General features: G+C 69.4%; 15 protein-coding genes. 5 read left to right on the top strand and 10 right to left on the bottom strand.

Annotation, left to right across the window (positions count from 1 at the left end):
• Complete coding sequence (locus ABD260_RS17340; RefSeq protein ID WP_344234604.1) at nucleotides 1-2031, top strand: AAA family ATPase; 2031 nt, start codon at nucleotides 1-3, stop codon at nucleotides 2029-2031.
• Nucleotides 2032-2034: 3 nt separating this feature from the next.
• Here ABD260_RS17340 and ABD260_RS17345 read toward each other — a convergent pair whose 3' ends face one another.
• Genes ABD260_RS17345 through hemE form a run of 5 tightly spaced genes read right to left on the bottom strand, consistent with a single transcriptional unit; the run spans nucleotide 2035 to nucleotide 6116 of the window.
• The gene (locus ABD260_RS17345) at nucleotides 2035-2412 is read right to left on the bottom strand and encodes a VOC family protein (protein WP_344234605.1); all 378 of its coding nucleotides are present in this window, start codon (nucleotides 2410-2412) and stop codon (nucleotides 2035-2037) included.
• Between the two features lie 32 nt (nucleotides 2413-2444).
• A complete protein-coding gene (gene hemQ / locus ABD260_RS17350) occupies nucleotides 2445-3140 on the bottom strand; it encodes a hydrogen peroxide-dependent heme synthase (RefSeq protein ID WP_344234606.1) in 696 nt (231 codons plus the stop codon).
• Entirely contained in the window at nucleotides 3137-4546 is a 1410-nt protein-coding gene (hemG, locus tag ABD260_RS17355) for a protoporphyrinogen oxidase (protein ID WP_344234607.1), read from the bottom strand. The genes hemQ and hemG overlap by 4 nt, the downstream gene beginning before the upstream one ends.
• Nucleotides 4543-5052 carry a GNAT family N-acetyltransferase gene (locus ABD260_RS17360; RefSeq protein WP_344234608.1) on the bottom strand — a complete coding sequence of 170 codons (510 nt, stop codon included), beginning with the start codon at nucleotides 5050-5052 and terminating at the stop codon, nucleotides 4543-4545. The genes hemG and ABD260_RS17360 overlap by 4 nt, the downstream gene beginning before the upstream one ends.
• Nucleotides 5049-6116, bottom strand: a complete 1068-nt coding sequence (gene hemE / locus ABD260_RS17365; RefSeq protein WP_344234609.1) for a uroporphyrinogen decarboxylase — start codon at nucleotides 6114-6116, stop codon at nucleotides 5049-5051. The genes ABD260_RS17360 and hemE overlap by 4 nt, the downstream gene beginning before the upstream one ends.
• 106 nt (nucleotides 6117-6222) lie before the next feature.
• On the opposite strand from hemE, the gene ABD260_RS17370 reads away from it, so the two are divergent.
• Both ABD260_RS17370 and ABD260_RS17375 read left to right on the top strand, forming a co-directional pair.
• Entirely contained in the window at nucleotides 6223-6825 is a 603-nt protein-coding gene (locus ABD260_RS17370) for a DUF3000 domain-containing protein (protein ID WP_344234610.1), read from the top strand.
• A complete protein-coding gene (locus ABD260_RS17375) occupies nucleotides 6822-8075 on the top strand; it encodes an HRDC domain-containing protein (RefSeq protein ID WP_344234611.1) in 1254 nt (417 codons plus the stop codon). Before ABD260_RS17370 ends, ABD260_RS17375 begins: the two co-directional genes overlap by 4 nt.
• Here ABD260_RS17375 and ABD260_RS17380 read toward each other — a convergent pair.
• The 5 genes from ABD260_RS17380 to ABD260_RS17400 form a co-directional block, all read right to left on the bottom strand.
• Nucleotides 8072-9295, bottom strand: coding sequence for an MFS transporter (locus ABD260_RS17380; RefSeq protein ID WP_344234612.1), 1224 nt, complete (start codon nucleotides 9293-9295; stop codon nucleotides 8072-8074). The two genes, ABD260_RS17375 and ABD260_RS17380, sit on opposite strands and share 4 nt — an antisense overlap.
• Nucleotides 9292-9882: a winged helix-turn-helix domain-containing protein gene (locus tag ABD260_RS17385; protein ID WP_344234613.1), complete on the bottom strand. Its 591-nt coding sequence runs from the start codon at nucleotides 9880-9882 to the stop codon at nucleotides 9292-9294. Before ABD260_RS17385 ends, ABD260_RS17380 begins: the two co-directional genes overlap by 4 nt.
• A gap of 85 nt (nucleotides 9883-9967) precedes the next feature.
• Nucleotides 9968-10459, bottom strand: coding sequence for a glutathione peroxidase (locus ABD260_RS17390; RefSeq protein WP_344234614.1), 492 nt, complete (start codon nucleotides 10457-10459; stop codon nucleotides 9968-9970).
• A gap of 2 nt (nucleotides 10460-10461) precedes the next feature.
• The gene (locus tag ABD260_RS17395) at nucleotides 10462-11127 is read right to left on the bottom strand and encodes a dienelactone hydrolase family protein (RefSeq protein WP_344234615.1); all 666 of its coding nucleotides are present in this window, start codon (nucleotides 11125-11127) and stop codon (nucleotides 10462-10464) included.
• Nucleotides 11124-11792: a hypothetical protein gene (locus tag ABD260_RS17400; protein ID WP_344234616.1), complete on the bottom strand. Its 669-nt coding sequence runs from the start codon at nucleotides 11790-11792 to the stop codon at nucleotides 11124-11126. The genes ABD260_RS17395 and ABD260_RS17400 overlap by 4 nt, the downstream gene beginning before the upstream one ends.
• A 171-nt stretch (nucleotides 11793-11963) precedes the next feature.
• Between ABD260_RS17400 and ABD260_RS17405 the strand changes: the two genes are divergently transcribed.
• Nucleotides 11964-13160 (top strand): thiolase family protein, encoded by a 1197-nt coding sequence (locus ABD260_RS17405; RefSeq protein ID WP_344234617.1) that lies wholly within the window; start codon nucleotides 11964-11966, stop codon nucleotides 13158-13160.
• Nucleotides 13161-13227: 67 nt separating this feature from the next.
• The gene (locus ABD260_RS17410; RefSeq protein ID WP_344234618.1) at nucleotides 13228-15339 is read left to right on the top strand and encodes a 3-hydroxyacyl-CoA dehydrogenase NAD-binding domain-containing protein; all 2112 of its coding nucleotides are present in this window, start codon (nucleotides 13228-13230) and stop codon (nucleotides 15337-15339) included.
• Nucleotides 15340-15363: the final 24 nt, after the last annotated feature.

The raw sequence follows: 15363 nt of genomic DNA on the forward strand, positions 1-15363 counted from the left end.
GTGGCTGACGACATCCGTAGACCGCGGGTTCTGGATGTACTGGCGGCGGCGGAGCCGTGGGAGGTGCCGGCGGAGTGGATCGCGGGCGTCCGGGCCCGGTTGCAGGGCTGGGCGGACGATCCGCACTCGCTCCGGCCGTTGCGCTCGGACGCGTTCCCGGATTTCGTCAAGGGCACCCCGGCGGCGGTCTGGTTCACCCATCAGGTGGCGCCGCTGCTGACCGGCTGGATTCCGGTCCTGCACGGTGACTACGCGGACATTTCGTCCCAGCTGACCCACGATTTCCACCGTTCCTCGTCGCGGCTGGGCGGAGCCGGCCACGTCATCTACACCGCTCCGACCGACTGGCACCTGCAGGCGATCGCCGGCGCCCGCGGCTTCCGCGAGGCCGGCCGCAAGCAGGCGCTGCAGTTGTCCCGGGACGTCGTCAGCCTGTTCGTCGACGCCCCGCCGATGGCCGCCCGCGCCACGGCGCTGGCAGCTGCCTTCGACCGCGCGCTGACCGACCGGCAGAGCGCCCACTTGCACATGACCGGCGAGTACGACGAGATCGTCAGCTACTGGCGCAACGACGCCCTGAAGGACAGTGAGCGCGCCGTACTCCCGGAGCTCGCCGGCCCGACCGCCGCGCTGCGGTACTCGCTGAACGGGATCCGCGACGCGCACGCCCGGCTGCTGATGACCACCCCGGACGAGTACGCGGGCGACTTCGCTCAGCTGATGGCCGAGCTGATCCTCGCCACCCGGCTGCGCGGCATTCCGCAGTCGGTCGCGACGATCCTCGGCAGCGCGACCCAGGACGTCGAGAAGGCCCTCAGCGACCTCCACCGGACGTTCAACGCGCAGACCTGGTTCGGTCACGTACACCAGTGGCTGTCTCGCGCGATCCGGCACGACCAGGCGGACCTGGCGCGTACGTGGGGCGCCGCCGCGACCCGGGTGTCGATCCACCTGGCCGGCGTACTCAACAAAGGCGCCTGGCCGGAGCCGGAGGTGCCGGACCTGACATCGCTCTTCCGCGTCCTGGACCGGGAACGCTGGAGTATGGAGACCGCTGCCGCCGCGGACCAGTCGACCTCGCTGTCGGACGCCTGGAACAACGTCCCCGACAACACCTCGCCCGGTTCCGGGGCGAGCGGTGGCGAGCTCGACGAGCCGCTGCCCGCGCCGGTCGACTTCAGCGACAACCCGCTCGCGGAGCTCGACTCGCTGATCGGCCTGGAGTCGGTCAAGGACGCGGTTCGCCGGATGGTGGCCGAGGTGAAGACCAACCTGCGGCGTACGGAACTGGGCCTGCCCAGCCATGAACGCGCCCGGCACATGGTCTTCGTCGGCAAGCCCGGTACCGCGAAGACCACGATCGCGCGACTGCTCAGCCGGATCTACCACCAGCTCGGCGTCCTCGAGAAGGGCCACGTGATCGAGGTCGACCGCTCCGACCTGGTCGGGTCCAGCGTCGGTACGACCGCCCCGATGACGGCCGGCAAGTTCCGCGAGGCGCTCGGCGGCGTGCTGTTCGTCGACGAGGCGTACACGCTGGTGCCCGAGAACACCCCGGGCGACTACGGCCTGGAAGCGGTCGCGACGATCCTGAAGCTGATGGAGGACCACCGCAACGACTGCATCGTGATCGTCGCCGGGTACCACCGCGAGATGCAGCGGTTCATGGAGTCCAACACCGGTCTGCAGTCCCGGTTCCCGAAGCTGCTGTCGTTCAGCGAGTACGACACCGATCAGCTGGTCGCGATCTTCGAGCTGCAGGCCCGGCAGAAGGGCATGATCTACGGCGAGGAAGTGCTGGACAAGGTCCGCAGCGTGATCCCGCCGGCGCCGCGTGGGCACAACTTCGGCAACGGCCGGTTCATCCGGAACATCCTCGAGGAAGCGATCTCCAACCAGGCCACCCGATTGTCGACGCGCAACCCCGACAGCCTGACCGAGCGGGACCTGCGGGAGCTGATCCCGATCGACGTGAAGCCGCCGACGTCGATGCGCGCCGAGGACTACCTGCTGCAGAAGCCCGGTACTTAACTCTCAGACCGGAGTGGCGAGCGCGACCGGGTTGCCCTCCGGGTCGGCCAGGTAGCCCTGGCGTTCGCCCCACGGCATGGTGGCCGGCTCCTGCAGTACCGGGTGGCCGGCCGCCCGGAAGCGCTCCACCTCGGCGTCGACATCATCGACGTACACGAACAGCTCGAACCGCGGGCCGGTGCCGACGGTGATGCCGAGCTGTGCCTCCGGCCAGTCGGCGACCGCGATGCCCAGCGACGAGTCGCCCCGTTCGAGCCCGACGTAGTGCGGGTCGCCCTCGAGCGGGAACTGGTACGTCGACTCATAGCCGAGCAAGGTGTAGAACGCGACGGACCGGCGTACGTCGCTGACGTACAACACCGGGAACGCCTTACGGGTCATCTGTGCCGCACTCTTTCCCCCCACCGCCCCGGTCAGACCAGGTTGGCGATCAGGTCGGCGACGCCGGTGCGCTTGCCGGTGTAGAACGGCGTCTCCTCGCGGACGTGCCGGCGCGCCGTCGACGCCCGGAGGTCACGCATCAGGTCGACCATCCGGTGCAGCTCGTCCGCCTCGAAGGCGAGCATCCACTCGTAGTCGCCGAGCGCGAAGGACGCGACCGTGTTCGCGCGGACATCCGGGTACGTACGCGCCTGCTGACCGTGCTCGGCGAGCATGAACCGGCGCTCCTCGTCCGGCAGCAAGTACCACTCGTACGAGCGGACGAACGGGTACACGCAGACATACGCCCGCGGCTCCTCATCGGCCAGGAACGCCGGGATGTGGCTCTTGTTGAACTCGGCCGGCCGGTGCAGCGCGAACTGCGACCAGACCGGGACCAGGTGCCGGCCGAGCCGCGAGCGGCGCAGCTGGTGATAGGCCTGCTGCAGCGCATCCGAGGTCGGCGCGTGCCACCAGATCATGAAGTCGGCGTCGGCGCGGAACCCCTCGACGTCGTAGATGCCGCGGATCACCACGTCCTCGGCAGCCAGCTTCCCGACCAGGTCGTTCAGCTCGGCGGTCAGCTCGTCCCGGTCCGCGTCACCGATCGGTGTCTCGACCTTGAACACCGACCACAGCGTGTACCGGATGACGTTGTTGAGCTCGCGTGCTTTCGGCTTACCAGTCACGACTTCATTGTCTCCAATGCCTCCAGGTGCGCCCGCACCCGGGTGGCCGCCCGGCCACCGGAGGCGACACACGCGGCGATTCCGACCCCTCGGTACGCCGCTCCACAGACCGCGAGGCCGGGTACGCCGGCAACCGCGGTCTCGACTCGATCGACCCGGTCCAGATGCCCGACCGCGTACTGCGGCAGGCCACCGCCCCAGCGCGTCACCAAGGATCCGATCACGGGGGTGTCCAGGCCAATCGCCTGCTTCAGATCAGACACAGCTAGCGCGATCAGCTCTTCGTCGGGGCGTTGCAGCACATACTCCTCGCCGAGCCGGCCGACCGACGTACGCAGTACGGCCAGGTCTCCCCCGGCCTCGGACGACCAGGCCCACTTCGCGTGTGAGTACGTCGACGCCTTGATCGTGCGCCCTTCGACGGACGGCACCAGGAACCCGGAGCCGGTCGCGCTTTCGGGCCAGTCGCTCTTCCGTACCGCCAGCGTGACGATCGCCATACTCGCGTACTCGATCGTCGCCAGCTCGGTCGACGCGGCCGGCACCAGCTCGGTCAGCATCCGCGCCGCGGGGGCCGCCGGTACGGCGACGATGACCGCATCCGCTGACAGGTAGGTCGGCGCGGGCACCGGACCTGCTTCCAGTACGTAGCCGTCGGCGTCCCGGGTGATCCGGCGGACCGCGAGCTTGCGGCGGATCTCGACGCCACGGGCGGTCAGGTCCTGTTCCAGCGCGCTGATGATGCGGTTCACGCCGCCGACAACGCCCGCGAACACCGGCTGGCCGGCGCGTTTTTGGCCTAGTTCACGCAGCTCGGCGGTGGCGGCGAGCAGGCTCGGGGCAGTGCGCAGTTTCGCGTACAGATCGGGCACCGCGGCCGCGAGGGAGATCTCGTCGGCCTTGCCCGCGTACACACCGCCGAGCAGTGGGTCGATCAGCTTGTCGGTCACGGACGCGCCCATCCGCTCGGCGACGAACCGGCCAATCGCTACGTCCTCGGTCAGCGCCGGCGCGGGCAGCTCGGCTTCGTGCGCGACCTGCTCCGCCGCATCGGTCCCAAGTACGTCCGTGGTCGCGGCGGGGTCGACCGGGACGCCCATCACGGTCGGCGGGATCGCGCGGATGCGATCGCCGACCCACAATCCCGCCGAGGTCGTCGCCGGGTGCTCGATCTGGTCGCCGAGCCCGAGCGCACGGATCAGCTCGACCGCCTCGGGCCGCCGGGCCAGCACCGACTCGGCGCCCAGGTCGACCGGTACGCCCGCGACCTCGCCGCCGGCCAGCTTCCCGCCGAGTCGCGGTGAACCTTCGAGGACGGTGATCTGCGGCGGGTTCGGTCCCGTCGCCAGCGCGTGCGCGGCGGCCAGGCCGCTGATCCCGCCGCCGATCACCACTACCCGGCTCACACGTCCTCCAAGATCAGTTCGTACTTCGTACCCGGCCCGAGGCTGGTGTGGGTGGACGCGACCGGCCGGAACCCCGCCCGGGTCAGCACCGCCTGCGAAGCGCCGTTGTGATTCGAGGCACCGGCCCACAGGGCGGTCAGCCCGTACTCGGTCGCGGCGATGCCGATCAGCGCACGGACCGCTTCGGACGCCAGCCCCTGGCCGGTCCACTTCTCCGCGATCCGGTACCCGAGCTCGGCCGCGCCGTTCTCGATGTCGACCAGGTTCACCCGGCCGGCCACGGCACCGGAGTCGTCGACCAGTACATGGAAGCGGCAGACGCCGGCCGCCTGCTCGGCGAGCAGCGCCGCGTGCCGGGTCGCGAAGGTGGCGAAGTAGTCGTCGCCACGGTCCGTGATCCAGGACGCGAAGTACGCCCGGTTCTCCTGCTCGAAGGCGAGGACCGCGTCGGCGTGCTCGGGCGTCAGCAGCTCCAGGGTGACCGGGTGATCCGGCAGCCGGATCACTCAGTACGCTCCGCCGACTTCGACTGGACGTACTTCACCACGCGGGCCAGCACCTCCGGGTCGGCGTTCGGCGGGACGCCGTGGCCGAGGTTGAAGATGTGACCGGGCGCCGCCTTGCCCTCTTCGAGGATGCGATCCAGCTCTGGCTCGATCGCGTCCCAGCCCGCGAACAGCAGCGCAGGGTCGAGGTTGCCCTGGACCGGCTTGGGCGCGCCCCCGGCGGCGGTGACGCGGCGTACGGCCTCGTCCAGCGGAACGCGCCAGTCGACACCGACCACATCCGCGCCGGCCGCACTCATCAGGCCGAGCAACTCACCGGTGTTCACGCCGAAGTGCACCCGCGGCACCTCGTACGCCTTCATCGCGTCCAGGACCTTCGCCGAGTGCGGTAGTACGAACCGTTCGTAGTCACGCGGTGACAATCCGCCGGCCCACGAGTCGAACAGCTGGATCGCCGACGCGCCTGCCTCGACCTGCACCGCCAGATACGCGATCGCGACGTCGGCCAGCCGGTCCGCCAGCGCATGCCATAGCTTCGGGTTGCCGTGCATCATCGCTTTGGTCTTGGCGAAGTCCTTGCTCGGGCCGCCCTCGACCAAGTACGACGCGACTGTGAAGGGGGCTCCCGCGAAGCCGATCAGGGGCGTACCCCCCAGCTCCTTGACGAGCTGCTGCACCGACTCGGTGGTGTACGGCACGTCCGCCGGAGTGACCGGCCGGATCCTTCCGACCCCCTCCGCGTCCCGGATCGGCTCCGCCACCACCGGGCCGACGCCGTGCTTGATGTCGATGTCGAATCCGGCCGACTTCAGCGGGGCGACGATGTCGGAGTAGAAGATCGCCGCGTCGACGCCGTAACGGCGGACCGGCTGCAGCGTTATCTCGACGACGAGCTCGGGCCGGGTGAGGGACTCGAGCATCGAGATCCCCTCCCGCACCTTGCGGTACTCGGGCAGCGCCCGGCCCGCCTGGCGCATGAACCACACCGGCGTGTACGGCGGCCGCTCACCCCGCGCGGCCAGCAGGTAGGCGGAACGGTCGGCGAGCGGTAACGTCGAAGGCACACAGCGATGATCCCACGCGGCCCCAGACCCGCTCACGGCACGGTCGCGGGGTGTTACCGGCGCGTCGTCGCCAGCGTCGGTGCGTAATCAGTCGTAGGCTGCCGATATGGGTGCCCGCAAGCAGGTCGACGCGCCACCCGCGGAGTTCGCCGAGGCAGTCTCGCAGTTACGAGGTGCCCGGTTCCGGCCCGAGGTTTTCGTCGAGGAGATGCCCGCGCCGCAGCGGATAGCACCGCACGCGGCCGCGGTCAGCGCGGACGTGACGGTCGACGGTGACGATGTCGCCACCGGCCGGCTGGTCGTCCTCTACGATCCCGCGGGGAACGACGCCTGGCAGTCGACCTTCCGCTGTGTCGCGTACGTGCGTGCCGCCGTCGAACCGGAGATGGTGACCGACGCGCTGCTCGGCGGCGTGGGCTGGACCTGGCTGATGGAGGCGCTGGCCGACCGCGGCGCCGACTACCTGGCACCGAGCGGTACCGTGACCAGAGTGGTATCGGAGAGCTTCGGCGGGATGGCCGACGACGACGCGACCGCGGAGATCGAGATCCGCGCGTCCTGGAGTCCCGTGCCCGGCCCCGGTGGCGTGGTCGACGTGACCAGGCACGCCGAGGCCTGGGGCGAGGTGCTCTGCACGGCGGCCGGGCTGCCGCCGGTTCCGCCGGGGGTGGTCGCGATGCCGACCCGGCGCGGACAGCGGGGCCGATGAGCTCAGCCGACCCCCAGCCGTCCACGGCGGACGACCCGATCGCGAACCTGCCCCTGCTGGAGCTCAGGGACGGGCTCTCGGAGGTCGTCGACAGCGATCCCGCGCTCGAAGACACGGTCGAGGCGTTCCGGTCCGGCAGCGGCCCGGTCGCCGTCGACGCCGAACGCGCTTCCGGCTACCGCTATTCACACCGTGCGTACCTGGTGCAACTGCGCCGTGAGGGCTCGGGCTCCGCGCTGGTCGACCCGATTCCGTTCGGCGACTTGTCCGCGCTCGGTGACGCCATCGTCGACACCGAATGGATCATCCACGCCGCGAACCAGGACCTGGCCTGCCTGGCCGAGGTCGGGATGGTGCCGCGGGAGGTGTTCGACACCGAGCTCGCCGGGCGGCTGCTCGGGTACCCGAAGGTCGGGCTCGCCTCGCTGGTGAGCGAGGTCCTCGGGTACCGGATGCGCAAGGAGCACTCCGCCGCCGACTGGTCGACCCGGCCGCTGCCGGCACCCTGGCTGGTGTACGCGGCGCTCGACGTCGAGATGCTGATCGAGCTGCGGAACGCGATCGAGCAGGAGCTCCGCCGCGAAGGCAAATGGGAGTGGGCCGAACAGGAATTCGCCGCGATCCTGGACGCGCCACCACGCGAGCCGAAGCCGGATCCGTGGCGGCGGACGTCCGGGATGCACCGCGTCCGCAACCGCCGCAGCCTGGCCGTCGTCCGTGCCCTGTGGGAGGCGCGGGACCAGATCGCCGAGTCCGCGGACATCTCCCCCGGCCGGATTCTGCCTGATGCCGCGATCGTCGAGGCCGCGTCCGCGATGCCGGTCGACCGGGACACGCTGCAGCGCCTGACGGCGTTCAAAGGTCGCGGCGCGCATCGCCACATGCGTACGTGGTGGGAGGCGGTCGACCACGCGCGCCGGCTGCCCGAATCACAACTCCCCAAGCAAGGCCCGCGGTACGACGGCCCGCCGCCGGCCCGGGCCTGGGCCGACCGCGACCCCGACGCCGCCGCCCGCCTGTCGGCCGCCCGTGCAGCCGTCGCCGAGATCGCCGAGGCCCACCGCCTCCCGACCGAGAACCTGCTGGCCCCGGACACCATCCGCCGCCTGGCCTGGTCCCCTCCCGCCGAGGTGAACCTGGAGGTGGTCACAGCCTTCCTCCGCGACCACCACGCCCGCCCCTGGCAAATCGGCCTCACTGCCGAGGTCCTCACCGACGCCATGACCTCCGAAGCCGCGTCCCTCGACTAGACATAGCTGCGGTCCGGCTGCTTGTCGGTGGGGGTCAGGTTCTGGCGGATGTGGGTGCGGAGGGTGAAGAGGATCTGGAGTACGCCGAGCAGGATGACTGTTGCGATGATCGCGAAGATCTGGCGGTAGCTGAGCAGGCCGACCAGGAGGCTGCCGAGGGCCAGTGAGATCGCCTGCGGGGTGGAGATGAGCACATCGACCGCGGTCGACACCCGGCCGATCAGGTGCCGCGGTGAACGGCGCTGCATCAGCGTCGTGAAGGCGACGAACGTCCACGGCAACCCGACGCCGCAGATGGCCGCGCCGACCAGGACCACGGTCATCGTCGGCGCGACGATGCAGACAACGGTCGCGGCGGCGAGTGCGGTCAGACCGGCCGCACAGACGACGATCTCACCGAACCGGCGTACGGCGCGGCTGGCCGTCAGCCCGCCGAGGATCGCGCCGACGCCCTGACAGGTGACGAAGACGCCCGAGTACGTCGGCGGCTTGCCGAAGGCATCCATCAGCGCGTAGATCGACGACTCGAAGAACCCGATGACGAGGATCGAGATCGCCATCCCGGTGAGTACGTGCCGAAGCACCCGGTCGCCGGCCAGGAACCGTACGCCGCCTAGCACGTCGTCGCGGAAGCTGTGCCGCTCCGGGGCCGGTGCCTCGGTGACCTTGATGGTCGCGATCAGCAGCCCGGCGATCGTGAACGTGGCCGCGTCGACCACCGCTACGAGCCAGCCGCCCGCGGTCGCGAAGATCGCCGCGCCGACCAGCGGGCCGAACAAGCGGTAGCCCTCCTTGATCGTGGCCAGGCTGGAGTTCGCGTCGACCAGCAGGTCATCCGGCAGCAGGTCCTTGAGCAGCCCGTTCACGGCCGCGGGCAGTACGACGAACGACACCCCGTACAGGAAGGCGACCACCCAGATCAGCCAGACGTCGCCCGCATCTCGTACGAGCACCAGCGGGAGCACCGCGATCGCGCTGGCGAAGTTGCCCCAGACCAGGATCGCCTTGCGCGGCAAGCGGTCCACCCAGAGACCGAACAGCGGCGCACCGAGGGCCGGGAGCACCATGAAGAAGAACGTCAGGCCGGCCATCGCGTTCGAGCCGGTGAGCGTCTTCACCCACATGCTCAGCACCAGCAGCATCACCGAGTCGCCCAGCATCGACGTACTCAGACCACCGAACAAGCGCGGGAAGCCCGGCTGCGCGAACAGTTTCCTCATGACGGCCCGACCCCCGGAAAGTACGCCGGTACGCCCCACGCGACGAACTCGCACAGCCGCGCGCCAGCCGGCCGCTGCGCCGGATCAGTGAGCCGCTCCACGTGCCGATCCAAGACGGTGTTGATCGCCTCGTTCATTTCCTTGAGCTCGTCCGCGGTCAGCCAAGCGACCATCTCGACGTTGCCCCGCGCCGCTCGCCACTCGTCGGAGTCCTCCGGCGCGCGCTGCTGCGACTCCCGCAACCGATCGATCGCCCGGCCCATCACGACGTCTGACAGGGCCTGCGCCGCGCGCCGCTCCTCGAGGGACGGGGAGGTGTGCTCCTCGTCCCAGCGAAACCCCAGCCCGGGCACCCGCCACGGCCGCTGCCGGCCCTTCCCACCCTCGGCCTCCACGACGAACCCGTGCTGGGCCAGCTTCCGCAGGTGCCACGAGCAGTTCGCGGGCGTTTCGTCCAGCCGCTCGGCCAGCTCGGTCGCGGTCAGCGGTCCGTCGAGCGACAGGATCTCGACAATCGCCATCCGGACCGGATGCGCCAGGGCGTTCAACTCACGCGGGTCACTCAGACTTCGATGCGGCGTCGGCATGCATCGAAAGTACTCTTTCGAAAGAGTTGTTGCAATGGCGCGCAAAAGAATCCCCGCCACGCTTCGACGTGGCGGGGAACGGGGTTCAGCTCTTGGGGAGCTGCGCCTCGATCGCGGTGACGACCTCGTCCGACTCCGGCTCGGTGCGCGGGCGGAAGCGCGCGGCGACGGTGCCTTCGGGGGTGATCAGGAACTTTTCGAAGTTCCACTGGATGTCGCCGGCTTCGCCCTCGGCATCGGGGGTTTGGGTGAGCTCGGCGTAGAGGGGGTGGCGGGTGTCGCCGTTGACCTCGAGCTTGTCCAGCATCGGGAAGGTGACGCCGTACGTGGTCGAGCAGAACGTCTCGATCTCCTCGGCCGAACCCGGCTCCTGGCCGCCGAACTGGTTGCACGGCGCGCCGAGGACCGTGAAGCCGCGGGACTCGTACTTCTTCTGCAGGTTCTCCAGGCCCTCGTACTGCGGCGTCAGCCCACACTTCGACGCCACGTTCACCACCAGCACCGCCTTGCCCTTGTACTCCCCCAGCGACGTGGCGGCACCGGACAAGGTGGTCAACGGAATGTCGTACAGGCTCATGCTCATCCTTCGGAGATAGGGAGATGACGGGCGAGAAACTCTTCGGTACGGCGCCAGGCGAGCGCTGACGCCTCCGGGTGATGGAACATCGGCAACGGGTTGTCGAACGCATGCCCCGCGCCCTCGTACCGATGCACCTCGGCACCGTTCAGGGCGGGCACGATCGCGTCGACGTCCAGGTACGCGTCGGAGTTGCCGAAGTGATGCAGCGTGGTTGCGCGCGGTTTGAGTTCGAGCAGTCGCGGCAGCGCGGAGCCGTAGTAGCTCACCAGCACATCGGGCGACGACACAGCGGCCACGTTGTACCCGAGTCCGCCGCCGAAGCAGAACCCGACCACCCCGGTGCGCTTCCCGCGCGCCCGCAAGTACTCCAGCGACGCGACCGCGTCTCGTACCGCCTGGTCCCAGTCCAGCCGGTGCATGATGCCCATCGCGCGCGGCAGCAGCTCCGGAGAGGACTCGTCCAGCTCGGTGTCGTCGAGCCGCCAGTAGATCTCCGGCGCGATCACGTAGTACCCGAGCGCGTGCAAGTCGGCCGCGCGTTGCTTGATGTAGCCGGAGACGCCGAAAATCTCCTGCAGCAGCAGGATTCCGGGCGCATCGCTGTCAGCGGCTCCCCACTCGTGGACTGGTATGAAACCTGTGCCGGTATCGATCTCCAGAGTCACACCGTGAAGCGTACGGCCTCTGTGGTGACCGTTCGGGGCGCGGGTGCGGGCATCCAGGACTTCGTTTCCTCGATGGCGTCGACCAGCAACTGGTACAACCGGTCGTCCGGGTTCGGTACGCAGGCCTGCGAGATGCCCTCGACAGCGCACGAAACCGCCCGCGGCGCGGTCCGGCGGGCGAAGTCGGGAGTGGCGCGGCGGGCCCGGTGGGTGAACGAGCGCGCCCACTTGGTCGCCGCGGGCACCGACTCGAGCGCGGCCAGCGACTCCGGCTGGATGTCGTCCAGCGGCCGGCCCTCCACCAGCGCGAGTTGCTTCTCCCCCACCAGCAGGGCCACGGCCAGGATGTACTGGCGCTCCTGCGACACGATCGGCAACGCGTGCCGGATGGTGCGCGCGGTCACCCGCGGTACGACATGCGGGTCGTCCGGCGTCAGGCCGATCACCGACGGGATCAGCGGCGCCAGCCGGGACCGGCCGGAGTCGGTCGTGCAGTCGTTGACGTCACGCGCGACGCCCGCGAGCAGTGGATGAGCACAGGCTGGGTGATCCGACCACGGCTCGCCCGCCAGGTACGACGCGAACTCCATGAAGCAGGCGCCCTTGCGCGGATTGCGGTGCTTCCCCCGGCTCAGTACCGGCACGGACAGATCGACATTGTTCATGGAACAACTCCTGTGACGCGGACCTTGTCACCAGCATGCGCCCATTCGGCGACCGGCGCCACGGGTGACCCGGATCCCCTGTGAGCAGCCGCACAGCGGCGCGTCCCTTGGCCGTCCTGTTACCGACGGGTAGCCTAAGGCTGGAATTCCCGAACCCCAGAGGAGGGCCTCGTGCCCCGTGAGATCCGCGACGTCGTCTTCGTCGACGGCGTGCGCACCCCGTTCGGCAAGGCCAAGGGCCAGTACGCCGAGACCCGCGCCGACGACCTGGTGATCAAGTGCATCCGGGAGCTGCTGCGGCGGAACCCGGAACTGCCCCCGGAGCGCGTGGACGAGGTCGCGATCGCGGCCACCACCCAGATCGGCGACCAGGGCCTGACCATCGGCCGGACCGCCGCTTTGCTGGCCGGCCTGCCGCAGACCACCCCCGGGTACGCGATCGACCGGATGTGCGCCGGTGCGATGACCGCCGTCACCACCACCGCCGCCGGCATCGCATTCGGTGCGTACGACGTAGTGGTGGCCGGCGGGGTCGAGCACATGGGCCGGCACCCGATGGGCGAGGGCGTCGACCCGAACCCGCGGATCATCGCCGAGAAGCTGGTCGACACGTCCGCCCTGGTGATGGGTTCGACCGCGGAGAACCTGCACGACCGGTTCCCCGGGATCACGAAGCAGCGCGCGGACGCGTACGCGGCGGCCTCCCAGGAAAAGGCGGCCAAGGCGTACGCGAACGACCTGATCCAGCCGGACCTGGTACCGGTCGCGACCCGGTCCGCCGAGCAGGGCTGGGGGTATGCGAGCACCGATGAGCCGATGCGGCCGGGCACGACGGTCGAGGATCTGGCTGGTTTGAAGACGCCGTTCCGTCCGCACGGGCGGGTGACGGCGGGCAACTCGGCCGGGATCAACGACGGCGCGACCGCGTGTGTACTCACCTCGGCCGAGGCCGCGGAAGAGCTCGGGCTGACGCCGAAGATGAAGCTCGTGTCGTACGGGTTCGCCGGCGTGGAACCCGAGGTGATGGGGGTCGGGCCGATTCCCGCGACCGAGAAGGCGCTGAAGCTGGCCGGCCTGACGATCGACGACATCCAGGCCTTTGAGGTGAACGAGGCGTTCGCGGTGCAGGTGCTGGCGTTCCTGGAGCACTACGGCATCGCCGACGACGATCCACGAGTCAACCCGTACGGTGGCGCGATCGCGTACGGGCATCCGCTGGCGTCGTCCGGGGTCCGGTTGATGAACCAGCTGGCCAAGCAGTTCGAGCAGCGCCCCGAGGTCCGGTACGGCCTCACCACCATGTGCGTCGGCCTCGGCATGGGCGGAACTGTCATCTGGGAGAACCCGAACTGGGAGGGGCAGGCGTGAGCGAAGCGAACCAAAAGCAGAGCAGTCCCCAGGCTCACTTGGGGTTCGAGCGTAGCGAGGAGTCCAAGTGAGTCTGCAGGAACTGATCGACAGCGCTTCTGCCTTGTCGACCGATGAGGTCGTCACCGTTGCTCACTCCCGTGACGTCGTGCTGCCGGGCAAGGCCGGCGTGATGGCGCTGATCACGCTCGACAACGGGCACGACCACACCAAGCCGAACACGTTCGGTCCGAAGGGCCTGGGCTCGTTGAACGCGGCGCTGGATGCCGCGCTGGCCCGCGAAGAGATCGTCGCGATCGGTGTCACCGGGAAGCCGTTCATCCTGGCCGCGGGCGCGGACCTGACCGGCGTACCCAAACTGACCGATCGGGACCAGGCGCTGGCGCTCGGCAAGATCGGGCACGGCGTGATGCGCAAGCTCGTGGACGGCGGCAAGCCGTCGTTCGCGTTCGTGAACGGGGTCGCGCTCGGCGGTGGGCTCGAGGTCGCGCTGCACGCAACGTACCGGACCGTGTCGGCCGCGGCCGGGATGCTGTCGACGCCGGAGGTCTTCCTCGGGCTGATCCCGGGCTGGGGCGGCAACTTCCTGCTGCCGAACCTGATCGGCGCCGACAACGCCGTGAAGGTCGTCGTCGAGAACGCGCTGAACCAGAACAAGATGCTCAGCGGACCGGACGCGGTCAAGCTGGGCATCGGCGACGTACTGCTGGACTCGGCCGACTTCCTGGAGCAGTCGTTGCTCTGGGCATCGAAGGTGCTGACCGGCGCGGTCGTCGTCGAGCGGCCCGAGATCGATCGTGGCGAGGCGTGGGACGCGGCCGTTGCGCGGGGCAAGGCGTTCGCCGATCTCAAGGTGAGTGGCGCGGCGCCGGCCCCGTACAAGGCGCTGGAACTGATCGCGGCGGCGAAGGACAACGACCGCGACCGCGGGTTCGCGGCCGAGGACGAGGCGCTCGCCGATCTGATCATGAGCGAGGAGCTGCGCAGCGGGCTGTACGCGTTCGACCTGGTGAACAAGCGGGCCAAGCGGCCGGCCGGTGCGCCGGACAAGTCGCTGGCGCGGCCCGTGACGAAGGTCGGGGTCGTCGGCGCGGGGCTGATGGCCGGGCAGTTGGCGCTGCTGTTCGCGCGGCGGCTCGAGGTGCCGGTCGTACTGACGGATCTTGATCAGGAGCGGGTCGACCGCGGCGTCGGGTACGTGCACGGCGAGATCGACAAGCTGCTCGGCAAGGGCCGGCTGCGTCCGGACAAGGCGAACCAGCTGAAGGCGCTGGTCACCGGCTCGGTCGACAAGGGCGCGTTCGCGGACGCCGATTTCGTGATCGAGGCCGTCTTCGAGGAACTGCAGCTGAAGAAGACGATCTTCGCCGACCTGGAGAAGATCATCCGGCCGGACGCGGTGCTCGCGACCAACACGTCGTCGTTGTCGGTGACCGAGATGGCCGCGGACCTGGAGCACCCGGAGCGGGTGGTCGGGTTCCACTTCTTCAACCCGGTCGCGGTGCTGCCGCTGCTGGAGATCATCCGCGCGGACCGTACCGACGACGCGACGCTGGGGACTGCCTTCGCGGTCGGCAAGACGCTGAAGAAGTCGTGCGTACTCGTGAAGGACGCGCCGGCGTTCGTGGTGAACCGGTTGCTGACGCGCTTCCTCGGTGAGGTCAGCGCGGCGGTGGACGAAGGTACGCCGATCCCGGTGGCGGACAAGGCGCTGTCGGCGCTCGGTCTGCCGATGCCGCCGTTCGTACTCCTCCAGCTGGTCGGCCTGCCGGTCGCACTGCACGTCGCGGAGACGATGAACCGCGCGTACCCGGACCGTTTCGCCGTGTCGGAGAACCTGGCGAAGGTAGTTGCCGCAGGCAAGACTTCGTTCTACCTCTGGCCCGACGGCAAGCCGGTCGTCGACCCCGAGGTCGAGGCGCTGGTCACGGTCGGCGACTCCCCCTCGACCCCCGACGACCTCCGCACCCGAGTGCTCACCGCTTTGGCCGAGGAGATCCACATCATGCTAGAGGAGGGCGTGGTCGCCGAGCCGCAGGACATCGACCTCTGCCTCCTCCTCGGCGCCGGCTGGCCCTTCCACCTGGGCGGCATCACCCCGTACCTGGACCGGACCGGCCTGGCCGAGAAAACCAACGGCACCCGCTTCCTCCCCAAGGGCGTAGCCACCCTCCCCTAATACCGCTGGGGGGCGGTGCAGAGC

Source organism: Kribbella hippodromi (assembly GCF_039531045.1).
Taxonomy (GTDB): domain Bacteria; phylum Actinomycetota; class Actinomycetes; order Propionibacteriales; family Kribbellaceae; genus Kribbella; species Kribbella hippodromi.